Annotated in this window: 20 protein-coding genes; 15 read left to right on the top strand and 5 right to left on the bottom strand. The window is 59.9% G+C overall.

Annotated elements, in window-relative coordinates; translation table 11 throughout:
* The first annotated feature begins 84 nt into the window (after positions 1-84).
* From xthA to AC07YV_RS12970, 3 genes are all read left to right on the top strand, one after another.
* The gene (xthA, locus tag AC07YV_RS12980; RefSeq protein ID WP_102700659.1) at positions 85-897 is read left to right on the top strand and encodes an exodeoxyribonuclease III; all 813 of its coding nucleotides are present in this window, start codon (positions 85-87) and stop codon (positions 895-897) included.
* Positions 898-1,094: 197 nt separating this feature from the next.
* Complete coding sequence (locus AC07YV_RS12975) at positions 1,095-2,435, top strand: substrate-binding domain-containing protein (RefSeq protein ID WP_102700658.1); 1,341 nt, start codon at positions 1,095-1,097, stop codon at positions 2,433-2,435.
* 171 nt (positions 2,436-2,606) lie between these two features.
* Complete coding sequence (locus AC07YV_RS12970) at positions 2,607-3,791, top strand: NHL repeat-containing protein (RefSeq protein ID WP_158248452.1); 1,185 nt, start codon at positions 2,607-2,609, stop codon at positions 3,789-3,791.
* A gap of 66 nt (positions 3,792-3,857) precedes the next feature.
* Here the strand turns inward: AC07YV_RS12970 and AC07YV_RS12965 are convergent, their stop codons facing one another.
* A complete protein-coding gene (locus tag AC07YV_RS12965; protein ID WP_102700656.1) occupies positions 3,858-5,087 on the bottom strand; it encodes an acyl-CoA dehydrogenase in 1,230 nt (409 codons plus the stop codon).
* A gap of 165 nt (positions 5,088-5,252) precedes the next feature.
* Between AC07YV_RS12965 and AC07YV_RS12960 the strand changes: the two genes are divergently transcribed.
* The 3 genes from AC07YV_RS12960 to AC07YV_RS12950 all read left to right on the top strand — a co-directional run bounded on the left by AC07YV_RS12960 (position 5,253) and on the right by AC07YV_RS12950 (position 7,782).
* On the top strand, positions 5,253-6,188 hold the full coding sequence (locus tag AC07YV_RS12960) for a LysR family transcriptional regulator (protein WP_102700655.1): 936 nt from the start codon (positions 5,253-5,255) through the stop codon (positions 6,186-6,188).
* A gap of 149 nt (positions 6,189-6,337) precedes the next feature.
* Positions 6,338-6,739: a MerR family transcriptional regulator gene (locus AC07YV_RS12955; protein ID WP_102700654.1), complete on the top strand. Its 402-nt coding sequence runs from the start codon at positions 6,338-6,340 to the stop codon at positions 6,737-6,739.
* A gap of 143 nt (positions 6,740-6,882) precedes the next feature.
* Positions 6,883-7,782 (top strand): hydroxymethylglutaryl-CoA lyase, encoded by a 900-nt coding sequence (locus AC07YV_RS12950; protein WP_095966523.1) that lies wholly within the window; start codon positions 6,883-6,885, stop codon positions 7,780-7,782.
* A 644-nt stretch (positions 7,783-8,426) separates the two neighbouring features.
* On the opposite strand, the gene AC07YV_RS12945 is transcribed toward AC07YV_RS12950, so the two are convergent.
* Entirely contained in the window at positions 8,427-10,121 is a 1,695-nt protein-coding gene (locus AC07YV_RS12945; RefSeq protein ID WP_102700653.1) for an AMP-binding protein, read from the bottom strand.
* 293 nt (positions 10,122-10,414) lie between these two features.
* Between AC07YV_RS12945 and AC07YV_RS12940 the strand changes: the two genes are divergently transcribed.
* The 4 genes from AC07YV_RS12940 (at position 10,415) to AC07YV_RS12925 (ending at position 16,166) form a co-directional block, all read left to right on the top strand.
* Positions 10,415-11,578, top strand: a complete 1,164-nt coding sequence (locus AC07YV_RS12940) for an isovaleryl-CoA dehydrogenase (protein ID WP_102674656.1) — start codon at positions 10,415-10,417, stop codon at positions 11,576-11,578.
* A gap of 97 nt (positions 11,579-11,675) precedes the next feature.
* On the top strand, positions 11,676-13,280 hold the full coding sequence (locus AC07YV_RS12935) for a carboxyl transferase domain-containing protein (RefSeq protein WP_102700652.1): 1,605 nt from the start codon (positions 11,676-11,678) through the stop codon (positions 13,278-13,280).
* A gap of 118 nt (positions 13,281-13,398) precedes the next feature.
* A complete protein-coding gene (locus AC07YV_RS12930) occupies positions 13,399-14,211 on the top strand; it encodes a gamma-carboxygeranoyl-CoA hydratase (RefSeq protein WP_102700651.1) in 813 nt (270 codons plus the stop codon).
* Positions 14,211-16,166, top strand: coding sequence for an acetyl/propionyl/methylcrotonyl-CoA carboxylase subunit alpha (locus AC07YV_RS12925; RefSeq protein ID WP_102700650.1), 1,956 nt, complete (start codon positions 14,211-14,213; stop codon positions 16,164-16,166). Before AC07YV_RS12930 ends, AC07YV_RS12925 begins: the two co-directional genes overlap by 1 nt.
* A 39-nt stretch (positions 16,167-16,205) precedes the next feature.
* On the opposite strand, the gene AC07YV_RS12920 is transcribed toward AC07YV_RS12925, so the two are convergent.
* Positions 16,206-16,853, bottom strand: coding sequence for a LexA family protein (locus tag AC07YV_RS12920; RefSeq protein ID WP_102700649.1), 648 nt, complete (start codon positions 16,851-16,853; stop codon positions 16,206-16,208).
* A gap of 129 nt (positions 16,854-16,982) precedes the next feature.
* Between AC07YV_RS12920 and AC07YV_RS12915 the strand changes: the two genes are divergently transcribed.
* Positions 16,983-17,324 carry a DUF6124 family protein gene (locus AC07YV_RS12915; protein ID WP_007981011.1) on the top strand — a complete coding sequence of 114 codons (342 nt, stop codon included), beginning with the start codon at positions 16,983-16,985 and terminating at the stop codon, positions 17,322-17,324.
* A gap of 487 nt (positions 17,325-17,811) precedes the next feature.
* Positions 17,812-18,963, top strand: coding sequence for a M14 family metallopeptidase (locus AC07YV_RS12910; RefSeq protein ID WP_102700648.1), 1,152 nt, complete (start codon positions 17,812-17,814; stop codon positions 18,961-18,963).
* Between the two features lie 102 nt (positions 18,964-19,065).
* Here AC07YV_RS12910 and AC07YV_RS12905 read toward each other — a convergent pair whose 3' ends face one another.
* Positions 19,066-19,611 (bottom strand): cytochrome b, encoded by a 546-nt coding sequence (locus AC07YV_RS12905; RefSeq protein ID WP_007976988.1) that lies wholly within the window; start codon positions 19,609-19,611, stop codon positions 19,066-19,068.
* Positions 19,608-20,693, bottom strand: a complete 1,086-nt coding sequence (locus AC07YV_RS12900; RefSeq protein WP_102700647.1) for a catalase family peroxidase — start codon at positions 20,691-20,693, stop codon at positions 19,608-19,610. Before AC07YV_RS12900 ends, AC07YV_RS12905 begins: the two co-directional genes overlap by 4 nt.
* A gap of 163 nt (positions 20,694-20,856) precedes the next feature.
* Here AC07YV_RS12900 and AC07YV_RS12895 point away from each other — a divergent pair, with 163 nt between their 5' ends.
* From AC07YV_RS12895 to zapE, 3 genes are all read left to right on the top strand, one after another.
* Complete coding sequence (locus AC07YV_RS12895; RefSeq protein WP_102700646.1) at positions 20,857-21,363, top strand: sigma-70 family RNA polymerase sigma factor; 507 nt, start codon at positions 20,857-20,859, stop codon at positions 21,361-21,363.
* Positions 21,360-22,112, top strand: coding sequence for an anti-sigma factor family protein (locus tag AC07YV_RS12890; protein ID WP_102700645.1), 753 nt, complete (start codon positions 21,360-21,362; stop codon positions 22,110-22,112). The genes AC07YV_RS12895 and AC07YV_RS12890 overlap by 4 nt, the downstream gene beginning before the upstream one ends.
* A 170-nt stretch (positions 22,113-22,282) precedes the next feature.
* Complete coding sequence (zapE, locus tag AC07YV_RS12885) at positions 22,283-23,407, top strand: cell division protein ZapE (RefSeq protein ID WP_102700644.1); 1,125 nt, start codon at positions 22,283-22,285, stop codon at positions 23,405-23,407.
* Positions 23,408-23,580 lie beyond the last annotated feature (173 nt).

The following is a 23,580-nucleotide window of genomic DNA, read 5'->3' as shown; positions in this document are numbered from 1 at the left end:
CAGGCAAAACCCAATCCCCTCACCCCACACTGGCCCGATTCCCACATGTCAGCTAGCATCGCCCTTTTGCCAGGACTGCCGACCATGAAGATCGTCTCCTTCAACATCAACGGGCTGCGCGCCCGCCCCCATCAGCTGGCGGCGCTGATCGAAAAGCACCAGCCCGATGTGATCGGCTTGCAGGAAACCAAGGTCCACGATGAGCAGTTCCCGCTGGCCGAGGTGCAGGCGCTGGGCTACCACGTGTATTTCCACGGGCAAAAAGGCCATTACGGCGTCGCCCTGCTCTCGCGCCAGGAACCGCTGGCCCTGCATAAAGGGTTCGCCACCGACGAAGAAGATGCCCAGCGGCGTTTCATCTGGGGCACCTTCGCCGACGCCAACGGTGTCCAGGTCACCATCATGAACGGCTACTTCCCACAGGGCGAAAGCCGCGACCACCCGACCAAATTCCCGGCCAAGGAACGCTTCTACGGCGACTTGCAGCAATTGCTGGAAAGCCAGTTCAAGAACGACCAGCCGCTGGTGGTGATGGGCGATGTGAACATTTCCCCGGAAGACTGCGACATCGGCATCGGCCCGGACAACATGAAGCGCTGGCTGAAGACCGGCAAATGCAGCTTCCTGCCGGAAGAGCGCGAGTGGATGGCCCGCCTGAAGAACTGGGGCCTGGTCGACAGTTTCCGTCACCTGAACCCGGACGTGACCGACACCTTCAGCTGGTTCGACTACCGCAGCCGTGGCTTCGAAGACGAACCCAAGCGAGGCCTGCGCATCGACCTGATCCTCGCCTCCCACGGCTTGCTGCCGCGGGTGAAGGCCGCCGGTGTGGACTACGAACTGCGCGGCATGGAAAAACCTTCGGACCATGCGCCGATCTGGCTTGAGTTGAGCTGATTCAGGACCAACCACAATCCCCTGTGGGAGCGAGCTTGCTCGCGATGAGGGAGTGTCAGTCGACATCATTGTCACTGAACCACCGCTATCGCGAGCAAGCTCGCTCCCACAAGGGACCATCACTGCAACCTGTCATTTTTCGGAAACCTTACTGACTTAATCTCCCGACACCTCCTTTGGCTATATAAGGTGCCGGCATGATGCTGCGCGTGTTGTTCCTGTTGATGCTGTGCCTCGGCTTCCCACACCTGGCGGCTGCTGGCAATTTGCCGACATCCGGACAAGGCCCGGTGCTGCGCATTCAGGGCTCCAACACCATCGGCGCGGCCCTGGGACCTGCGCTGGTCGAGGGTTTGATGGGCGAACAAGGCCTGCGCAGGATTCACCGCGAAACCCCGGACACCGCCAACGAACTGCGCATTGTCGGCGAAACCGCTGAGGGCCATCGGGTCGTGGTGGAGGTGGCGGCCCATGGTTCCGGCACCGGTTTCACTGCACTCAAAACAGCCAGCGCCGATCTTGCCACCTCGTCGCGCCCGATCAAGGACAGCGAACTGACAAGCCTGCAATCCCTCGGTGACCTGAAAAGCCCGAGCGCCGAACAGGTCATCGCCATCGATGGCCTGGCGATCATCGTTCACCCGGACAATCCATTGAGCCAACTCGACACCGTGCAACTGGCGCGCATATTCAGTGGCGAGGTGAAGACCTGGGAAGACATCGGCGGTCGCGGCGGGCCGATTCACCTGTATGCGCGGGATGATCAGTCCGGGACCTACGACACCTTCAAGGAACTGGTCCTGAGCGATCGAGGGAAAAGTCTCAGTGGCATGGCGAAACGTTTCGAATCCAGTGAACAACTGTCCGACGCCGTGAGTGCAGACCCACAAGGCATTGGTTTTATCGGCCTGCCCTACGTGCGTCGGGCCAAAGCCGTGGCGATTGTCGATGGGCAATCACAAGCCATGCCGCCACTGAACAACCTGATTGCCACGGAAGACTATCCGCTGTCCCGCCGACTGTTTTTCTATCTGCCGCCGGGCGCAAAGAACCCTTGGGCCGATGCACTGGCGGCGTTCGCCCAAAGCAGTAAAGGACAAGCGATTGTCGCCGCCAACGGTTTCATCGCCCAGACCGTCCAGGCCATGACCGTGACACCCAATGCGTTGATGCCCGAGGGTTATCAGGCCCTCAGCCGTCATGCGCAGCGTTTGTCGGTCAACTTTCGTTTCGAAGAAGGCAGCGCAACGCTGGACAACAAGGCGCAACAAGACTTGTCCCGGGTGCTCGACTATATAAAGCAGCACGACAAAGCCAATGGCCAGGTAACACTGGTGGGCTTTGGCGATGCCAAGAGCGACCCGGCGCGCGCCGATCTGTTGTCGAAGCTGCGGGCCATGGCAGTGCGGCGGGAGTTGGTGAAAAGCGGTGTGGTGTTTCGCGAGATTCGCGGGTTTGGAGCTCAGATGCCGGTGGCAGCCAATAGCGCTGATGAGGGAAGGATCAAGAATCGGCGGGTTGAGGTTTGGGTGTATTAGATGTTTACGCGCTTTAAAGATGAGCAAGACTGCTAAATAGACTAACGAACTGTCAAAGTTGACAGTTGTTCGATCGATTTCGTTGAAATAGCCTCGCTATGAACGCTGACCTGTTCATTTGCCTGAATGCAGGTGATGTCAGTGACTCAAGGCAAACTTAACGGGTCAATCATGAGCACTCAAAATACATCCCCCAAAAGGCCAGGTAACCTGGACGATCAATTCGGCGACTACGGCGTTGTCAGAGGACCTGCAGAAGCAACAACCTATTCATTGTCCTCACAACCCGGCGGGAAGTTGATTTATGCCGTACACAGCGCGAATCAATATTTAATTTATCGCACAAACTCCGACGGACAGTCGGACCCATCGTTCGGTAACAACGGCAGCGTTAGCGGTAAATTCCTGGAAGACAAGAACTCTGAACCTACTCGATTAATCTCCAGAGAAAAAAAAATACTCATCATCGGCGATGCATTATCCGGAACCCAAGGAACGCCCGCGGCAAATCGACTGAATGAAAGTGGCAGCCCGGATCTGATTTTCAAACCCGTTCTGGTCCCCCGCCCTGCCATATCGTCGAATGCTGATGCATCTGATGGAGCTCTACTTGAGGATGGCAGAATTCTGATTCTTAGCCAACGAACCAAAGATGGAGGTCAGTCTCATAACGTGGGCCAGTTGACCTGCATGCTCCCCGATGGAACGCCCGATCGCTCTTTTGGAGATCAAGGGCATATTACTGTTTTTCTGGGTGACCAACTCAACCGAATGGTCAGCGTCGCGATTCAAACAGACGACAAGATCGTCATTGGTATGGACTACATTACATTGCCATCTGGCAGCCAAATAGTACTTTGCCGCTACACGTCAAAGGGCAAGCTCGACAAGAGTTTTGGTACTGACGGCTATACTCGGCTCGGTCCTGATAGAGGGACATACGGTCTTAACAAGATGATAGCCCAACCCGATGGGAAACTGATTTGCGTAGGGGCAACCGGATTCTCCAAAGCATTCATCATGCGATATAACGAGGACGGTTCTCCAGATCCAGGATTCAACGGCGGCAAGGAGGTGCTGATGGAAATACCTTACGGCGGTCGGTTGAGCGCCGTAGGAGTACAACCTGAGGATGGCAAGATTGTCGCTGCAGGCTGGAGTGGATCCCCTATGCGAATGTTTTGGGGACGCTTGAACGAGGATGGCACGAACGACTCCAGTTTTGGAGACGAGGGTTGGGTCAGAGAATTAGCGACAGGCATCCCCCACGACATTCTGCTTCAAGATGGCCGTTTTATTATCGCCGGGCGAACATCCGGCCCTGCGGAAGCAGTGCTTTACGGCATCCTGCGTTGATGGTTGTACCTGCCAGGAAAAAGCTGTGTCAGTCCTGAGATTGCGGACGACACAGCTTTTTTTCAATTAATTCCCGCTACGCATCATCTCTTTCGGCACATATTTGCCGATTTCGAACTTGCCGATCGCCGCACGGTGCACTTCGTCCGGACCGTCGGCCAGGCGCAGGGTGCGCTGCATCGCGTACATGTAGGCCAGCGGGAAATCGTTGGAAACCCCTGCCCCGCCATGAATCTGGATCGCCCGGTCGATCACCCGCAGCGCAACGTTCGGCGCGACGACCTTGATCTGTGCGATCTCGCTGCGGGCCACTTTGTTGCCAACGGTGTCCATCATGTACGCCGCCTTCAGTGTCAGCAGGCGTGCCATGTCGATCTCCATCCGCGAATCGGCGATCTTGTCGACGTTACCACCCAGCCGCGCCAGGGGCTTGCCGAATGCCGTACGGCTCACCGAGCGCTTGCACATCAGTTCCAGTGCACGCTCGGCCATGCCGATCGAACGCATGCAGTGGTGAATCCGGCCCGGGCCAAGGCGACCTTGAGCGATTTCGAAGCCGCGCCCTTCGCCCAGCAGGACGTTTTCGTACGGCACCCGGACGTTTTCAAACAGCACTTCGGCGTGACCATGGGGCGCATCGTCGTAACCGAATACCGGCAGCGGGCGCACAATCTTCACGCCGGGGGTATCGACCGGCACCAGAATCATCGAGTGCTGGGCATGGCGTGGCGCGTCCGGATTGCTCAGCCCCATGAAAATCAGGATTTTGCAGCGTGGGTCGCAAGCACCCGAGGTCCACCATTTCTTGCCGTTGATCACCCACTCGTCGCCATCGCGCACCGCACGGGCGGCCATGTTGGTGGCATCGGAGGACGCCACGTCCGGTTCGGTCATGGCGAATGCCGAGCGGATCTCGCCGCGCAGCAAGGGTTCGAGCCAGCGTTGCTTCTGCTCTTCGTTGGCGTAACGCACCAGCACTTCCATGTTGCCGGTGTCCGGTGCCGAACAGTTGAACGGCTCTGGCCCCAGCAACGAGCGGCCCATGATTTCCGCCAGCGGCGCATATTCGAGGTTGGTCAGACCGGCACCGAGTTCAGACTCAGGCAGAAACAAATTCCACAGCCCTTCAGCCTTGGCCTTGAGTTTGAGTTCTTCCATGATCGCGGTCGGCTGCCAGCGGTCGCCCTCGGCGACCTGGCGCTCGAACACGGCTTCGGCGGGATAAACGTAGGTGTCCATGAACGCTGTTACGCGCTCACGCAGTTCCTGAACCTTGGGCGAATAAGCGAAATCCATGAGCGAGATACCTTCTTGGGGGAGGTTGTTTAGATCATGCAATCGATGCTAGAACAGCCATGAAAATTTACCTAGCCTATTCTCGGCGTGTATAAACATTCATCACCGATATATGATCGGCTGATCGTCAAGGTCAGCCCGCCCACACAATAAGAGAGCCGCGTAATGAATCTGAGCAAGGTCGATCTCAACCTTTTCATCGTCTTCGACGCGATCTACACCGAAGCCAACCTGACCCGTGCCGGGCAGATTGTCGGCATCACCCAACCGGCGGTGTCGAACGCTCTGGCCCGCCTGCGCGAGACCTTCAACGACCCGCTGTTCGTACGCACGGCCCAGGGCATGGTGCCGACGCCCATGGCGCAGAACATCATCGGCCCGGTGCGCAATGCGCTCTCACTGCTGCGCGTGTCGGTGCAGGAAAGCCGCATTTTCAACCCGCAGCAAGCGGTCAAGACCTATCGCATCAGCATGACCGACCTCACCGAAGCGGTGATCCTGCCGCCGCTGTTCCAACGCCTGCGCCGCCTGGCGCCGACGGTGATCATCGAGAGTTTTCTGTCCAAACGCCGCGAGACCACCAAGGAGCTGGCGGCCGGCCGCCTGGACTTTGCGGTCGATGCGCCGCTCAACACCGACCCGCAGGTGCGTCACGTCAAGTTGATGGAAGACCGCTACGTGTGCGCCATGCGCAAGGGGCATCCGCTGGCGGGCAAGGAAAAACTCACGCTGGATGATTACCTGAGCCTGACCCACATCCATATTTCCAGCCGCCGCAGCGGCCTCGGCTATGTCGACCTGGCGCTGGGCAAGATGGGCATCCAGCGCAAGATCGCCCTGCGTTCCCAGCATTACCTGATGGCCTCGCAGGTGTTGCAGCAGACGGACATGGTCATGACCGTGCCGGAACGCTTCGCCCGCCGCAACGACCTGCACGCCTTTTATCTGCCGGTCAACGATGTGCCGCCGGTCGAAACCCACCTTTACTGGCACGAAAGCACTGACCAGGACCCGGCGAACCGCTGGATGCGCGAGCAGATGATCGAGCTGTGCCAGCAGGTAACGGCGCAGGAGAAAAAGCTGGATAAGCAGCCGGTTTGAGAAAAATCAAAAGATCGCAGCCTGCGGCAGCTCCTACAGGGTGAATACAAATCCCATGTAGGAGCTGCCGCAGGCTGCGATCTTTTCTCCCTTGACGTAAACGTCAACCTGCCATTAGCTTAGCGCCATGACCTTTTGCGAGCGCTTCCATGAGCAGCCAGACCTACAGCATTTCCGACCTCGCCCGCGAGCTCGACATCACCACCCGCGCCATTCGCTTTTATGAGGAGCAAGGCCTGCTCAGCCCCGAGCGCCGCGGCCAGGAACGCATCTACTCGCCCCGCGACAAAGTCAGCCTGAAGCTGATCCTGCGGGGCAAACGCATCGGTTTCTCACTGGCTGAATGCCGCGAGCTGATCGAGCTTTACGACCCGTCCAGCGGTAACACCAAACAGTTGCACAGCATGCTGGCGAAAATCAGCGAGCGCCGTGAGCAGCTTGAACAGCAGCTGCTGGACATCGAACAGATGAAACTGGAGCTCGATACTGCCGAAGAGCGCTGCGTACAGGCGCTGGAGCAGACCCTCAAGAGTCAGCAAGCGGTTCAATAACCTGCGCAAATCATGTGTGGGAGCGGGCTTGCTCGCGAAAGCGTCGGGTCAGTCGACATAAGTGTTGAATGGAAAACCGCCTTCGCGAGCAAGCCCGCTCCCACATTAGATCCCCGCTCACCATGACTACAGGTGAATCTCATATGTCCCTCCCCTCCCACGTACGCATTGTCGAAGTCGGCCCGCGCGACGGCCTGCAAAACGAAGCCCAACCCATCAGTGTTGCCGACAAGGTGCAACTGGTCGATGCACTGACCGCAGCCGGGCTCGGCTATATAGAAGTCGGCAGTTTCGTGTCGCCCAAGTGGGTGCCGCAGATGGCCGGCTCCGCCGAGGTTTTCGCGCAGATCCAGCGCAAACCGGGTGTGGTCTATGGCGCGCTCGCTCCCAACCTGCGCGGTTTCGAAGATGCCCTCGCTGCCGGGGTCAAGGAAGTGGCCGTGTTCGCCGCGGCGTCCGAAGCGTTTTCCCAGCGCAATATCAATTGCTCGATCAGTGAAAGCCTGGAGCGTTTCGCGCCGATCATGGAGGCCGCCAGACAACAGGGGGTGACCGTGCGCGGGTATGTGTCCTGCGTGCTGGGCTGCCCCTATGAAGGTCACATTCCCCCGGAGCAAGTCGCTTTGGTCGCTCGCGAGCTCTATGCCATGGGCTGCTATGAGGTCTCGCTGGGGGACACCATCGGCACCGGCACCGCTGGCGCGACCCGGAAAATGTTCGAAGTGGTAGCAAAGGATGTACCCCGTGAAAAACTCGCCGGGCACTTCCACGACACCTACGGCCAGGCCGTGGCCAACATCTACGCCAGCCTGCTGGAAGGTATCTCGGTGTTCGACAGCTCCATCGCCGGCCTCGGCGGCTGCCCCTATGCCAAGGGAGCCAGCGGTAACGTCGCGACCGAAGACGTGGTTTACCTGCTGAACGGCCTGGGTATCGCCACCGGAATCGACCTCGACGCCCTGATGCTCGCCGGTCAACAGATTTGCAGCGTATTGGGTCGCCCTACCGGTTCCCGCGTGGCCAGGGCCCGCAGCGCACAGTGAGTGGGTTGAGTGTGTCCGGGTGTTACCGCGCAGACTCAAACGTGGGCGCAAGCGAGTAACACGGAAACAAAATGTAGGGCTTTGCCTGAGGCGAAAAACCCTACAAAACCGCAAAGCGTTGATTTTAAAGGCTTTTAAAAAGTTGGCACGGCTCCTGCTATACCTATCGCATAACAAGAATAAAAAAATTGCGGCAACCCTAATAAAAACAAGACGTAACGACTCTGACATAACAAAAACAACACGGCAGAGACGCAGCTAACAGATTTTTTTGGAGAAGATGTGCTTTTCAGGGTGCTTTTCGAAGTGACCCGCAGCCAGACAGAGAATAATAAAACTACCTTCAGGTAGCTCCCGTACTGGTTGGATCGCTCAGCGAAAAAGCAGATCAGCGCTCAAAAAAATACGTTTGCTCTTGATCCCGGATGGGGATCGCCAAAAACAGCGGTAAAGGGCAACGGTTGCCAAAAACAAAAACAGACCGACCCTCAATAATAAAAAAAGAGCACGCGCAACGACAAATTAAAGGGGAGCTTCGGCTCCCCTTTGTGCTGTCTGGCATTCAGGTTTCCCACATACATCTGTAGGAGCTGGCGCAGCCTGCGATCTCTTGAAAATCAAAAGATCGCAGCCTTCGGCAGCTCCTACAGCTTCGCTTTGAGCTCCTCGATACTGATCTCGCGCATCCGGAATTTCTGGATCTTGCCGGTCACGGTCATTGGAAACTCTTCCACGAACTTGAAGTAACGCGGCGTCTTGAAGTGCGCGATGCGCTCCTTGCACCAGGCTTGCAGCTCTTGTTCGGTAGCGCTGTGGCCGGGGTGGAACTTGATCCAGGCGACGATCTCTTCGCCGTAGCGCGAGCATGGAATGCCGATCACCTGAACATCCGCAACGGCCGGATGCGTGAAGAAAAACTCTTCCAGCTCCCGTGGGTAAATATTCTCACCGCCACGGATGATCATGTCCTTGTTGCGCCCGGCAATACACACGTACCCCTCATCGTTCATGCTCGCCAGATCACCGGTGTGCATCCAGCCTGCCTGATCGATGGCTTCCGCGGTGCCTTCGGGGTTGTTCCAGTAACCCAGCATCACGCTGTAACCGCGAGTGCACAGCTCACCGATGGTGCCCCGTGGCACCAGGTTGCCCGCTTCGTCGATGATCTTGCTTTCAAGCTGCGGCTGGGTGCGGCCGACGGTGGTCACGCGCAATTCCAGGTCGTCTGCAGGACCGGTCTGCAATGACACCGGACTGGTTTCCGTCATGCCGTAGGCAATCTGCACTTCGCTCATGTGCATGTCGCTGATGACCCGGCGCATCACTTCGATAGGACAGGTTGCGCCTGCCATGATCCCGGTGCGCAGGCTCGACAGATCGAATTCGGCGCGTTGCGGTTGATCGAGCATGGCGATGAACATGGTCGGCACGCCGTACAGCGCCGTGGCTTTTTCGTCAGCCACAGTGCCGAGGGTCAGCAACGGATCGAACGCGTCGTTCGGATAAATCATCGTGCTGCCATGGGTGATGCAGCCGAGGTTGCCCATGACCATGCCGAAGCAGTGATACAAGGGCACCGGGATCACCAGGCGATCGGCCGCCGTCAGGCCCAGGCTTTCACCGACCATGTAACCGTTGTTGAGAATGTTGTAGTGACTGAGGGTCGCGCCCTTGGGGAAACCGGTAGTACCAGAGGTGTACTGGATATTCACCGGCTGGTCGAAATGCAGGCTGTTCTGGCGCTCATGCAGTTGCTCGACCGTCACGCTGTCCGCCAGACCGGCCAGTTGCGACCATGGCAGGAACCCCGACGGTGGTTGGGCATCCAGGCTGACAACGCCACGCAACTGCGGCAATCGCTCGCTCTGCAGTTTGCCGATGGATTGCTCGGCCAGCTCGGGCACCAGGCCTTGCAGCATCGCGTGATAGTTCGACGTCTTGAAGGCGCCGGCGCACACCAGCCATTGGCAGCCGGATTGCTTGAGTACGTATTCGAGTTCGGAACTGCGATACGCCGGATTGATATTGACCAGGATCACGCCGATTTTCGCGGTGGCAACCTGGCTGATGCACCACTGCGCACAGTTCGGCGCCCAGATACCAAGGCGGTCCCCGGCTTGCAGCCCCAGCGCCAGAAGTGCCCTGGCGTGCAGGTCCGCGGCATCGGCCAACTGCCGCCAGGTGTAACGCAGCTGTTGATGGCGCACCACCAGCGCCTCCCCGTCCGGGTACTGCGCAACCGTGTTGTCGAACGCCTGGCCGATGGTCATCGCCAGCAAGGCTTTGTCCTGGGAACCACGGGTGTAACTGCGTTGCGGGCTTGCACTGGGTTGATCCATGACGACCCCTATTGTCTTTATTTATGGGCTACCGGCGGTCCCTTGTGGGAGCGGGCTTGCTCGCGAAAGCGGTGTATCAGACAACATGAATGTCGACTGACAGGACGCCTTCGCGAGCAACCCCGCTCCCACAGGATGGGTCCGCGTTCTATCTTGAACTGGCTCTACTCTCGCTCAAGTTGACGTTAACGTAAAGGGTGATTGACAGCCATTCGTCACAGGCTTACGTTAACGTAAAGGTGAGAACCCAATCACGGCCCTCCCCACCCGACAAAAAAGCCAAAAGGTGCCCCATGAGCTATCCATCCCTGAACTTTGCCCTCGGTGAAACCATCGACATGCTGCGCGATCAGGTTCAGTCCTTCGTCGCCAAGGAGATCGCCCCGCGCGCCGCTCAGATCGACATCGACAACCTGTTCCCTGCCGACCTGTGGCGCAAATTCGGCGATATGGGCCTGCTGGGCATTACCGTGCCGGAAGAGTACGGCGGCGCTGGCCTGGGTTACCTGGCCCACGTGGTCGCGATGGAAGAAATCAGCCGTGGCTCGGCCTCGGTGGCCCTGTCCTATGGCGCCCACTCCAACCTCTGCGTCAACCAGATCAACCGCAACGGCAACCACGAACAGAAATCCAAATATCTGCCGAAGCTGATCAGCGGCGAGCACATCGGCGCGCTGGCCATGAGTGAGCCGAATGCCGGTTCCGACGTGGTCTCGATGAAACTGCGCGCCGACAAGCGTGGCGACCACTACGTGCTCAACGGCAGCAAGACCTGGATCACCAACGGTCCGGACGCCAACACCTACGTGATCTACGCCAAGACCGACCTGGAAAAGGGCCCCCACGGCATCACCGCGTTCATCGTCGAGCGCGACTGGAAAGGCTTCAGCCGCAGCAACAAATTCGACAAGCTCGGCATGCGCGGTTCGAACACCTGCGAGCTGTTTTTCGATGACGTCGAAGTGCCGGAAGAAAACATCCTCGGCGTACTCAACGGCGGCGTAAAAGTGCTGATGAGCGGCCTCGACTACGAGCGTGTCGTCCTTTCAGGTGGCCCGACCGGCATCATGCAGGCGTGCATGGACCTGATCGTGCCGTACATCCACGACCGCAAGCAGTTCGGCCAAAGCATCGGCGAATTCCAGCTGATCCAGGGCAAGGTCGCCGACATGTACACCCAGCTCAACGCCAGCCGCGCCTACCTGTACGCCGTGGCCCAGGCTTGCGAGCGCGGCGAAACCACGCGCAAGGACGCCGCCGGCGTGATCCTCTACAGCGCCGAACGCGCCACGCAAATGGCCCTCGACGCGATCCAGATTCTCGGTGGCAACGGCTACATCAATGAATTCCCGGCCGGCCGTCTGTTGCGTGACGCCAAGCTGTACGAAATCGGCGCCGGTACCAGTGAGATCCGTCGCATGCTGATCGGTCGCGAACTGTTTAACGAGACGAAATGAATTTCGTCAGCTGCAAGCGGCAAGCTTCAAGCGACAAGCAGAAGCGTTCCTCTTGCAGCTTGAAGCTTGCCGCTTAAAGCTGCTTACGGAGTAAGCCATGATTCTGCATACCCAGCTCAACCCTCGTTCAGCGGAGTTCGCCACCAACAGTGCGGCGATGCTCAAGCAGGTCGACGCGTTGCACACCCTGCTCGCCCAAGTGGCGCAAGGTGGCGGCCCGAAGGCTCAGGAACGCCACACCTCGCGGGGCAAACTGCTGCCTCGCGAGCGCATCAACCGCTTGCTCGATCCGGGTTCGCCGTTTCTGGAAATCAGCCAACTGGCGGCGTATGAGGTGTATGGCGAAGACGTCCCCGCTGCGGGCGTGATTGCCGGGATCGGTCGTGTGGAAGGCGTCGAATGCATGATCGTCGCCAACGACGCCACGGTGAAAGGTGGCTCGTATTACCCACTGACGGTGAAAAAACACCTGCGCGCCCAGACCATTGCCCAGCAGAACCGTCTGCCGTGCATCTACCTGGTGGACTCCGGCGGCGCCAACCTGCCGCGCCAGGATGAAGTGTTCCCCGACCGTGAGCACTTCGGCCGGATCTTCTTCAACCAGGCCAACATGAGCGCCATGGGCATTCCGCAGATTGCCGTGGTCATGGGCTCCTGCACCGCTGGCGGCGCCTACGTGCCAGCGATGGCCGACGAAGCGATCATGGTCCGCGAGCAAGCGACGATCTTCCTCGCCGGCCCGCCGCTGGTGAAGGCCGCGACCGGTGAAGTGGTCAGCGCCGAAGACCTCGGCGGGGCCGATGTGCACTGCAAGATTTCCGGGGTGGCCGACCATTACGCCGAGAGCGATGAACACGCCCTGGCACTGGCACGCCGCAGCGTGGCCAACCTCAACTGGCGCAAGCAAGGCGAGGTTCAGCAACGCACGCCGATCGCTCCGCTCTACAGCAGCGACGAGTTGTACGGCGTGGTGCCGGCCGATGCCAAGCAGCCGTTCGACGTGCGTGAAGTCATCGCGCGTCTGGTGGACGGGTCGGTGTTCGACGAGTTCAAGGCGCTGTTCGGGACCACGCTGGTCTGCGGTTTTGCTTACCTGCACGGTTACCCGATCGCGATCCTCGCCAATAACGGCATTCTTTTCGCCGAAGCGGCGCAGAAAGGCGCGCACTTCATTGAACTGGCGTGCCAGCGCGGTATTCCGTTGTTGTTCCTGCAAAACATCACCGGCTTCATGGTCGGCCAGAAATACGAAGCCGGCGGTATTGCCAAGCACGGCGCGAAACTGGTGACGGCGGTGGCTTGCGCCAAGGTGCCGAAGTTCACGGTGATCATCGGCGGCAGCTTCGGTGCCGGTAACTATGGCATGTGCGGTCGCGCCTACGATCCGCGCTTCTTGTGGATGTGGCCAAACGCACGCATTGGTGTGATGGGCGCCGAACAGGCGGCCGGCGTTCTGGTGCAGGTCAAGCGCGAACAGGCCGAACGCAGCGGCCATGGTTTCAGTGCCGAACAGGAAGCCGAGATCAAGCAACCGATCCTCGACCAGTACGAAGAACAGGGTCACCCCTACTATTCCAGCGCGCGCCTGTGGGACGACGGTGTCATCGACCCGGCCCAGACCCGCGACGTACTGGCCCTGGCCTTGTCCGCGTCGTTGAACGCGCCAATCGAACCGAGCCGCTTCGGCGTGTTCCGGATGTGATTTTCTGTGGGAGCGGGCTTGTGTGGCGAGGGAGCTTGCTCCCGTTCGATTGCGCAGCAATCGTAAAATCGTTTCGCGAGCAAGCCCGCTCCCACAAGGACCGTGGAGACGGACGAATATGAGCGACTTCAACACCCTCGAACTGCTGAGCGATCCAAGGGGTTTTGCGACTCTCTGGCTCAGCCGTGAAGAAAAGAACAACGCCTTCAACGCCGAAATGATCCGCGAACTGATCATCGCCCTCGACAAAGTCGCGAGCGATGCCAGCCTGCGCTTCCTGATCCTGCGCGGCCGTGGCAAGCATTTCAGCGCCGGCGCCGACCTTGCCTGGATGCAGCAATCGGCCGAACTCGATTACGCCACCAACCTCGATGACGCCCGGGAACTGGCGGAATTGATGTACAACCTGGCCAAGCTGAAAGTGCCGACCCTGGCCGTGGTGCAAGGCGCAGCCTTCGGCGGTGCGCTGGGCCTGATCAGTTGCTGCGACATGGCCATCGGTGCCGATGACGCGCAGTTCTGCCTGTCGGAAGTGCGCATCGGCCTGGCACCCGCGGTGATCAGCCCATTCGTGGTGCAAGCCATCGGCGAGCGCGCGACCCGGCGTTATGCCCTGACGGCCGAGCGCTTTGGCGGGCAACGGGCACGGGAAATCGGCCTGTTGTCGGAGAGCTATGCCAGTGCCGAGCTGGAGCAGAAAGTCGAGCAGTGGATCGACAACCTGCTGCTCAACAGCCCGGCCGCCATGCGCGCCAGCAAGGATCTGTTGCGCGAAGTCGGCGACGGATCATTGACCCCGGCATTGCGCCGCTACACCGAAAACGCCATCGCCCGCATCCGCGTCAGCCCCGAAGGGCAGGAAGGCCTGCGCGCCTTCCTGCAAAAACGTCCACCGAGTTGGCAAGCCGAAACCACCAAGGAGCCCCGTTGATGAGCGCACCTGTCCTCACCACCCTGCTGGTGGCCAACCGTGGCGAAATCGCTTGCCGGGTGATGCGCACCGCCAAGGCCCTGGGCCTGACGACCGTGGCCGTGCACAGTGCCACCGACCGTGACGCCCGGCACAGCCGCGAAGCCGACATTCGCGTTGACCTGGGTGGCAGCAAAGCCGCCGACAGCTATCTGCAGATCGACAAACTGATCGCCGCCGCCAAGGCCAGCGGCGCCCAGGCGATTCACCCCGGCTATGGTTTTCTGTCGGAGAACGCCGGATTCGCCCGCGCCATCGAAAACGCCGGCCTGATTTTCCTCGGCCCACCGGCCTCGGCCATCGACGCCATGGGCAGCAAGTCCGCGGCCAAAGCCTTGATGGAAACCGCCGGCGTGCCACTGGTGCCTGGTTATCACGGCGAAGCCCAGGACCTGGAAACCTTCCGCGCCGCCTGCGAACGCATCGGCTACCCGGTGCTGCTCAAGGCCACCGCGGGCGGCGGCGGTAAGGGCATGAAAGTGGTCGAGGACGTCAGCCAACTGGCCGAAGCCCTGGCCTCGGCCCAGCGCGAGGCGCAATCGTCGTTCGGCGATTCGCGGATGCTGGTGGAGAAATACCTGCTCAAGCCACGTCATGTGGAAATCCAGGTGTTCGCCGACCAACACGGCAACTGCCTGTACCTCAACGAGCGTGACTGCTCGATTCAGCGCCGGCACCAGAAGGTCGTCGAAGAAGCCCCGGCACCGGGCCTGAGTCCGGAACTGCGGCGCGCCATGGGTGAAGCGGCTGTGCGCTCGGCGCAGGCCATCGGCTACGTCGGTGCCGGCACCGTCGAGTTTTTGCTGGATGCCCGCGGCGAATTCTTCTTCATGGAGATGAACACCCGCCTGCAAGTCGAACACCCGGTCACCGAAGCCATCACCGGTCTCGACCTGGTAGCCTGGCAAATTCGTGTGGCGCGCGGCGAAGCGTTGCCGATGACTCAGGATCAGGTGCCGCTGGTGGGCCACGCGATCGAAGTGCGGCTGTACGCCGAAGATCCGGGCAATGATTTCCTGCCGGCGACCGGTCGCCTGGAGTTGTATCGCGAATCCACCCCGGGGCCTGGGCGCCGGGTAGACAGTGGCGTTGAAGAAGGCGATGAGATCTCGCCGTTCTACGACCCGATGCTCGGCAAGCTGATTGCCTGGGGCGAGGATCGTGAACAGGCACGGTTGCGCTTGCTGAGCATGCTCGACGAGTTCGCCATCGGCGGGTTGAAGACCAACATCAATTTCCTGCGGCGCATCATCGGTCATCCAGCGTTCGCCGCTGCCGAACTCGATACCGGCTTCATTCCGCGCTATCAGGAACAGTTGCTGCCGGCGCCAGCGGAACTCGGCGATGAGTTCTGGCAAGCCGCCGCCCAGGCATTTGCCCAGAGCCAGCCGCACGCAATCCGTGCCGATGACCCGAGTTCACCGTGGGCGGCGCCTTCTGGTCTGCGTGCCGGTTTGCCGAGAGAAATCACTCTGCACTTGAGTTGTGAAGGCCAGGACCGCGCGCTGACGCTGGGCGACATCAATGCCCACAGCGCCAGGCTCAAAGGTGAGCATCTGTTGACCGAGCAGGCTGGCGTGCGCCGTCAACACCGCGCGATACGCCGTGGTGAGCATGTGTATTTGCAGTGGGATGGCGAATTGCACCGCATCGAGGCCTACGACCCGATCAGCGCCGTCGAGGCCAGCCACAGCCATCAGGGCGGGCTGACCGCACCGATGAACGGCAGCATCGTCCGCGTGCTGGTGGAGGCCGGGCAATCGGTCGAGGCCGGGGCGCAGTTGGTGGTACTTGAAGCGATGAAAATGGAGCACAGCATTCGCGCCCCCCATGCCGGGGTGATCAAGGCGCTGTATTGCCAGGAAGGCGAGATGGTCAGTGAAGGCAGTGCGCTGGTCGAACTGGAAGAAGCGTGAAATGAAGATCGGTCCTACGCATTGCCAGGACCGATCTGATCAGAACCTGGCTGTTGCCTGAACCACCACGCCGATGATTCGACATTCGTCGGCGTACAAGGCTTTCGGATACGTCGGATTGAGCGGGACCAGATAACGCTGACCGCCCTCTTCGATCAGCTTGCGAAACGTGGCTTCGGCGCTGTCCGGCCACTGGGCAATGACCAGTTTGCCAGGCACGGCTTCCACGGCCGGGTCCACCAGAATCAACATGCCTTCCGGGATGCTGATGCCATTGGGTGCGGTCATCGCATCGCCTGCCACTCTCAACCAGAATGCCGGCCCCCGGGCGTGGTAATCGGACAGTTCATAGCGCTCCTTGCCGTACACCGGGACCTCGCCGTCGCGCACTTCGGCAGGCTCGTGCCAGTCACTGATCGGGTAGCGAAAGTACGGGTTGTACTTGTGGGCCAGGGGGACTTCGTCGTCCGTTGATGCCTGCGGTTCCCGGATCACCAGCGCCACTTCGAGAAACTCGAGGCCCAGCGCCTGCAACACACGGTTCATGTCTTCGATGCCCGGTTCACGACGTTTGTTGAGCCAGTGGCCAATGCCGCCCTGGGACATCCCGAGGCGCTCGGCGAGTATCTCTTGAGTGATTTTGAGTTCACTCATCTTGGCCTTGACCAATTCAATCCATTTATCCATGTGCGGCACGATACGTGGGCGACTCCGACCATCAAAACACAAATTGTAGTATTTAAATCCTCGTCACAAATACAGTTCGTATTAGGATCGAATCACGGATCTGAATCTAACACGGAGCTTGCCATCGCCATGAACCCACCCGCCAATGACCTGCCGGACGTGCAAATCGACACTACCCTCACCTCATCCCTGGACTCGGCGGCGGCACAACGCGCGCTGGACTATTACTTGAAACCTGCCGTTTCGGAGGAAGTGGCCGAGTCGCGTTTTTTTGATGTGAACCGCAACATCAGCGGCGAAGAGGCGCTGGTCCATGCTTTGGACCTGTTGCGCTGTGCTGCCGCCACTGCGTACGAATCAGCCAGTCACCTGCAAGGCGTAAACCGTGACCTGGCGTTTTCGACGGTGCACATGATCGACATGGCCAAGGCGATGGTCGATCGCTCGCTGGAAAAGTATGAAAATGCTTGAGGTGAGAAGGCAAATCGAGAGGACAGGAAAGAATTTTCCTGTCGCGCAGATAAAAACGCTTGACCCGTAAACGAGAATGATTATTATTGCATCAACTGATCGCGAGATCAGTCGATGGACCAGGTGACCTTAGGTCGGTCTCCTGGACTATCTCCTCATCAGGCTAATCACGGTTTTTGACCCGGCTTTTTGCCGGGTCTTTTTTTTTGCCAGTTTTTTCTGGCTTTGGCTTCAGGCTAATGAAGTCTTTGGGTGCCGCAAATTCGATGGCGCGGATGATATCAAAAGAATTCCAGTTGGCAAGAGAAGCCCGGCATCATTGGTTCAAACCAGCGACAGATAGCACTTGAGAATCAATCGCATAGCTTCTAAGCTGCGTCGGCGTCAAGGAGGACGCCCCCACCCCTGCAACCCGCAATTTCCCTCGGTTTCACCCCTCTCTTGCGTGTAAAGTAGCCGCGATAAAAATCATATTCAGGACCCGATTATGACCGTGGCCAAATCCTCTTTCGACATCAGTGCCAACTTCGACAGCGGCAACATCCAAGTCATCGACATCAGCGATCCGCTCAAACCGCTTCTGGCCATTCGCCCGGACACCCGCAGCGCCCATTTCCAGTGGTTCCACTTCAAGGCCAGCGGCCTGCATGTCGGCCAGGAGCACTGGTTTCGCCTGAACAATGCCAGCCAGTCCTCCTATAACAAGGCCTGGACCGGCTATCAGGCGGTGGCCTCCTACGATCACGTCAACTGGTTCCGCGTACCCACCATTTTCGAAGGCGACTGCCTGCGTTTCAGCCTCGAAGCCGAGCAGACCCACGCCTGGTTCGCCTACTTCGAACCCTACAGCCGTGGCCGTCACGACTGGCTGATCGAGCAGGCGCTGAGCAAGGCCGGTACCGAACTGCTGGCCACCGGCAAAAGCGTCGAAGGCCGTGACATCCAGTTGTTGCGCAAAGGCACCGGGGCCGAAGGTCGACGCAAGGTGTGGATGATTGCCCAGCAACATCCGGGCGAACACATGGCCGAGTGGTTCATGGAAGGCGTGATCGAACGCCTGGAAAAACACGACGACCCTGTGCTGAACAAACTGCTGGCCAGCGCCGACCTGTACCTGGTGCCGAACATGAACCCGGATGGTGCCTTCCACGGCCACCTGCGCACCAACGCCATGGGCCAGGACCTCAATCGTGCCTGGCAGAGCGCCAGCCAGGAAATCAGCCCGGAGGTCCTGTTCGTTCAGCAGCAGATGGAAAAGTACGGCGTCGATATGTTTCTCGACGTCCATGGTGACGAGGAAATCCCTCACGTGTTCACCGCCGGCTGCGAAGGCAATCCAGGCTACACGCCACGGATCGAAAAGCTCGAGGAGCACTTCCGCAGTCATCTGAAGCACACCACCAAGGACTTCCAGACCAAGTACGGCTACACCCGCGACGAACCGGGCCAGGCCAACATGACGCTGGCCTGCAACAGCGTCGGCCAGAAGTACGACTGCCTGTCGCTGACCCTGGAAATGCCGTTCAAGGATCATGACGACCATCCGAATCCGTTGACGGGCTGGTCGGGCAAGCGCTCGAAGCAGTTGGGCAAGGATGTGCTAACCACGCTCGCCGATATGGTCGATACCTTGCGCTGATCACCCTTCAAGATCAAAAGATCGCAGCCTGCGGCAGCTCCTACAGGAATCGGCGTACCTCTGTAGGAGCTGCCGAAGGCTGCGATCTTTTTCAGGCGGTGATTAACCGCGATCCTTACCCCGCAACATACTGTCCAGCACCTCATCACGCCGCACCCAACCGTGAAACAACGCAGCCGCCAGATGCAGCAACACGGTCAGAAACAGCAGGTACGCCAGATACCCGTGCGCCTTGCGCAAAAACGCAAACAGCTGCGCATTCGCCGACACAATCGACGGCAGCTGCAACGAACTGCTGAGCATCACCGGTTCGCCCGATGCCGAAATCATCGCCCAGCCCAGCAGCGGCAAGACCAGCATCAGTGCGTACAACAAGACGTGCGAAGCCTTGGCCGCCAGCGCTTGCCAACCCGGCAGGTCCGCCGGCAGCGGTGGCTGCGTGGTAGAGAAACGCACCACCAGACGCACAATCACCAACAGCAAAATCGCGACCCCCAAGGGTTTGTGCAAATGGATCAGCCATTCATGCCGCTCGGACACCGAGGCGACCATGCCGGCGCCGATAAACAGCATGGCGATGATCATCAGCGCCATCAGCCAGTGCAGCAGGCGCGCCAGCGGGGCGAAGTGGTTCGGTTGGGTGCTCATTGCTGGACCTCCTGCTTGGCGGCGGGCAACTGGCTGACTTCGCTGGTGCGACGCAGGTAGGAATTGGCGTAACCGGCTGAACGGGCGGCGAGCAACGGGTCGTCGGAACCTTCGATCCCGGCAGGCAACACCAGCGGATCGTAATTGATGTCACGGCATTCGCCGTTGAGTTGCGGCTGAGTCTTTTCAAGCACCAGCGTGCCAGCGTTCAACACCTTGCGTCCTTCGGGCCAGGCCTTGCTGGCGTCGTTCACCGGATCGCCGGGGTTGGCCAGGGTGATGTTCAGTTGCCAGCGCAACGGGCCGGCGGCGATTCGCTGGACCAGGTCTTTCTCCAGGAAATCACCGCCCTCAGCTGCCGTGGCCCCGGGTGCGTCCTGGGCCAGAGGCACCATGTTCCAGCGCACGGCCTGGCGTTGACCCGCCGCGTTGACCAGGTAGAACGCATTGACGCTGTTGTAGTTTTCGGTCACGTAACTGGCCGACGGCTTGGCGGTTTTGATCCAGGCCAGGAAGGGCGCCGCTTCCGGGTGCGAAGCAAAGAATGCGGGCACCGCCTTGGGGTCCGGCTTGCCGGTGGCCGGGTCTGGCGACTGGGCTTTTTGCAATTGATAGAACGCCTCGGGCGTGCCCACCGGGAACACCGGCATGCTGTTCATCCCGGTGCGCCACTGCTGGCCGTTGGCCTGAGTGAAGCGCAAGGCCATGCTGCGGATCGGCACGGCACTGTCCGGCGCGTAGGGGTTTCCGGCCGGCAAGGCGAAACGCCCGACCACCGGCGTCTGCGCCTCATTGAACACCTGAGCGGTGGAATAGCTGCGCGCCTCACCGCTGCTTTCGAAATGTCCGATCACACACACGCCTTTGGAATGGTTGCGGCGGAAACCCGGGTGCACGCCGTTGTTGGTTTCCAGCACGTTGATCAGTTTCTTCGGGGTCAGGCGTTGTGGGTCGAAGGTGCCGTTGACGTAGGCAAATGCCCCGGCCAGTGCGGCAACGACCACGGCAATGCCAGCCAGACGCAACGTCAGGCTCCCTGCACTCAAGGGTGGCCGGGTGGGCGGTGATGATCGATCTACCATGAAAGACTCCAGGGCCATCGGCCACAAGTGAGAAGAATCAAGCAGACGAACCGCACACAGGTTTATTCCCACGCGCGGTATTTATTTTTTCTGACGTGGAATAACCTCGAATACCGAGCGTCTTCCTGGTCCACTGTCCAGCGTAGTGACTAGTCAGGACTTCATGAACGATATCGACGAACAACTCAGAGAAATCATTCCCGGATTGCGACGGTTCGCCGTATCGCTGACGCGCAACCCGAGCAGCGCTGACGACCTGGTGCAGGCGAGCCTGGAGCGGGCGCTGTCGAGGTGGGCTGGCAAACGCGCCGAGGGCGACTTGCGCGCCTGGCTGTTCTCGATTCTGTATCGGCAGTTTCTCGATGCGCACCGCCGCTCCCGGCGCTACGCGCGCATGCTCGACTTTTTTACCGGGCGTGACGATGCCCAGCCCTCGGTGGAGCGCACGGTCATTGCCCAATCGACCCTCAATGCCTTCGATCAACTGCCCACCGAACAACGCGCGCTGCTGCTCTGGGTCTCGGTAGAAGGCTTGAGTTACAAAGAGGTCGCCGAGATTCTCGACGTCCCCACCGGCACCGTGATGTCCCGCCTGTCCCGGGCTCGCCAGGCCCTGCGCCAACTCAGCGATGGCGAAATCAACCGCCCATCCCTGCGGAGACTCAAATGATCAGCATGCCCCCCAGCGAGCGAGACCTGCACGCCTACGTCGACCACCAACTGAGCGAGGCCGACCGGCGCCTGGTGGAGACTTTCCTGGCCAGTAACCCGCAGGTGGCGGCGCAAGTGCGCGCCTGGCAGCAGGATGCGCAGACACTGCGCGCGGCCTTGAGTGGCGCCTTCCAACAACCGTCGAACCCGGACCTGGATCCGGCGGTGATACGCCAACGCCTCAAACGCCAATCCCGTCGACACCTGGCCAGCGCCGCGGTATTGCTCATCGCGGTCAGCGTCGGCGGTTTCAGCGGTTGGCAAGCACGGGAGATGACACTCGCGAGCCCCCAGCTTCCAATGACCGATGCCCTGCAGGCGTATCGCCTGATTGCCCAGCAAGGCATCCTGCCGGCGGATTACAAGGCCGACGACGACGGTGACATGCAAGGCTGGCTCGACCGCTACTTCACCCGGGCCAATCGCCTGCCCGACCTCTCGGATGCCGGGTTCAAGCCGGCCAGCGGGCGTTTGCTGAGTACCGAGCAAGGCCCGGCAGCGATGGTGGTCTACGAGAATCAGGGCGGGCAGAAAATCAGTTTCTATGTGCGCCCGCCAGGACCGAAAAACTTCCTGCTGCCCCGTGGCAGCCGTAGCGATGGAGACCTGCAGGCCGAGTACTGGTCGGGTGGTGGCTACAACTATGCGATGGTCAGCCCGGCGGACACAGCGGCAGCGCAGATGCTCAAGCAGACCACTCAGTTCTGATCCCCCTCTGTGGGAGCAAGCTCGCTCCCACAGGGTTTGCGGTGCTCCCTTAGAACCCGGTTACGGTGGCCCGGAATATTCCGACACAGCTGGAGGCAAATTCCCTCATCTGGTTACACTATGCCGCCGCAGCTCAGGGAGCCTGCCCGCACACCAGAGGTGACATCTCAGTGGCCGTTTCACCGCCCAATCGTTCGCGAATCAAATCGCGCTGGCAATCGTTGCGTCGTCTTCTCGGCAAGACACCGGCTGCCGGCAGCGCCGAGGCAAGCGAGGTTATCCACGACTACTTTCGTCACCAGGCCCATTCCCGGGGCTACACCCTCAGTCACAGCCAGCAACGCGTGATCGACTGTATGGCCCGACATGCTTGTCTGTTGATAGGCACTTCGACGCAAACCCTTCCGGGCCTTTACCTGCATGGCGCCGTAGGGCGCGGCAAGAGCTGGCTGCTCGACGGTTTTTTCCGCGCCGTTCCCCTTGCGCAAAAACATCGCCTGCACTTCCATCAGTTTTTCGCCCAACTGCACCAGGGCATGTTCGAGCATCGCGATCATCCCGACGCCCTGGCGATCACCCTGGATGCCCTGCTCAGCGATTGCAGGGTGCTGTGTTTCGATGAGTTCCATGTGCACGACATCGGCGATGCGATGCTCATCACCCGCTTGTTCAAGGCACTGTTCCAGCGTGGCATCCTGTTGCTGGTCACCTCCAACTACCCGCCCGCAGGCCTGTTGCCCAATCCGCTGTACCACGCCCGCTTCAAACCGGTGATCGACTTGATCAATGCGCGCATGCAGGTGATGGAAGTCGGCGGGCCGCACGATTATCGCAGCCAGGTCCGCAGCCACGCGCAACAGCTGTTCACCCAAGGCCGTTATGTGTGGCCGGCCAGCGCGGTGCAGCGGCGCTCTTTGAATCTGCCGGATCGCGGCGCCCCACCCCTGTCGCTCCCCGTGGGCACACGGCATTTCCAGGCGCGTCTATGCGATGAGCGCCGCATCGGCTTTACTTTCGCCGACCTGTGCGACCAGCCTGTGGCCGTGATGGACTACCTGGAGTTGTGCCGCCGCTTCGATCACTGGATCATCGATGACCTGCCGCGACTCGGTGAGTGCTCGATGGCCGCCCAGCAACGTTTCATCAACCTCATCGACGTGCTCTACGATCAGGACAAGCACTTGACGCTGCTCGGGCAGCACGCCTTGCGCGAAAGCCTGGACGGCGATGCTATTGATCTGGCACGCACCCGCAGTCGACTGGGGCAACTGGTTGAAGTCAGCGAGCCGGCCTGAGCGATATTATTTTGTTGTATTGAAGGGCCTCTTCGCGAGCAAGCCCGCTCCCACAATGGATTTTTGTCGTGGCACAGATCCAGTGTGGGAGCGGGCTTGCTCGCGAAGGCGGCCTGACAGTCGCCACATCTTTCCCGCTATCATGTCGCCCCTTTCCAGGGCCACGCGTCCTC

This window comes from Pseudomonas sp. GW456-E7 (genome assembly GCF_059424105.1).
The sequence above is the reverse complement of the archived record's forward strand: the minus strand, read 5'-3'. Positions and strand labels throughout refer to the sequence as shown.

Bases quoted from the DNA above. Each gene is read 5' to 3' on its own strand.
- xthA (WP_102700659.1), top strand. From the start codon at position 85: ATGAAGATCGTCTCCTTCAACATCAACGGGCTGCGCGCCCGCCCCCAT.
- AC07YV_RS12970 (WP_158248452.1), top strand. From the start codon at position 2,607: ATGAGCACTCAAAATACATCCCCCAAAAGGCCAGGTAACCTGGACGAT.
- AC07YV_RS12915 (WP_007981011.1), top strand. From the start codon at position 16,983: ATGAACCCACCCGCCAATGACCTGCCGGACGTGCAAATCGACACTACC.
- AC07YV_RS12930 (WP_102700651.1), top strand. From the start codon at position 13,399: ATGAGCGACTTCAACACCCTCGAACTGCTGAGCGATCCAAGGGGTTTT.
- AC07YV_RS12975 (WP_102700658.1), top strand. From the start codon at position 1,095: ATGATGCTGCGCGTGTTGTTCCTGTTGATGCTGTGCCTCGGCTTCCCA.
- AC07YV_RS12950 (WP_095966523.1), top strand. From the start codon at position 6,883: ATGTCCCTCCCCTCCCACGTACGCATTGTCGAAGTCGGCCCGCGCGAC.
- AC07YV_RS12935 (WP_102700652.1), top strand. From the start codon at position 11,676: ATGATTCTGCATACCCAGCTCAACCCTCGTTCAGCGGAGTTCGCCACC.
- AC07YV_RS12960 (WP_102700655.1), top strand. From the start codon at position 5,253: ATGAATCTGAGCAAGGTCGATCTCAACCTTTTCATCGTCTTCGACGCG.
- AC07YV_RS12900 (WP_102700647.1), bottom strand. From the start codon at position 20,693: ATGGTAGATCGATCATCACCGCCCACCCGGCCACCCTTGAGTGCAGGG.
- AC07YV_RS12955 (WP_102700654.1), top strand. From the start codon at position 6,338: ATGAGCAGCCAGACCTACAGCATTTCCGACCTCGCCCGCGAGCTCGAC.
- AC07YV_RS12945 (WP_102700653.1), bottom strand. From the start codon at position 10,121: ATGGATCAACCCAGTGCAAGCCCGCAACGCAGTTACACCCGTGGTTCC.
- AC07YV_RS12905 (WP_007976988.1), bottom strand. From the start codon at position 19,611: ATGAGCACCCAACCGAACCACTTCGCCCCGCTGGCGCGCCTGCTGCAC.
- AC07YV_RS12920 (WP_102700649.1), bottom strand. From the start codon at position 16,853: ATGGATAAATGGATTGAATTGGTCAAGGCCAAGATGAGTGAACTCAAA.
- AC07YV_RS12895 (WP_102700646.1), top strand. From the start codon at position 20,857: ATGAACGATATCGACGAACAACTCAGAGAAATCATTCCCGGATTGCGA.
- AC07YV_RS12890 (WP_102700645.1), top strand. From the start codon at position 21,360: ATGATCAGCATGCCCCCCAGCGAGCGAGACCTGCACGCCTACGTCGAC.
- AC07YV_RS12940 (WP_102674656.1), top strand. From the start codon at position 10,415: ATGAGCTATCCATCCCTGAACTTTGCCCTCGGTGAAACCATCGACATG.
- AC07YV_RS12965 (WP_102700656.1), bottom strand. From the start codon at position 5,087: ATGGATTTCGCTTATTCGCCCAAGGTTCAGGAACTGCGTGAGCGCGTA.
- AC07YV_RS12925 (WP_102700650.1), top strand. From the start codon at position 14,211: ATGAGCGCACCTGTCCTCACCACCCTGCTGGTGGCCAACCGTGGCGAA.
- AC07YV_RS12910 (WP_102700648.1), top strand. From the start codon at position 17,812: ATGACCGTGGCCAAATCCTCTTTCGACATCAGTGCCAACTTCGACAGC.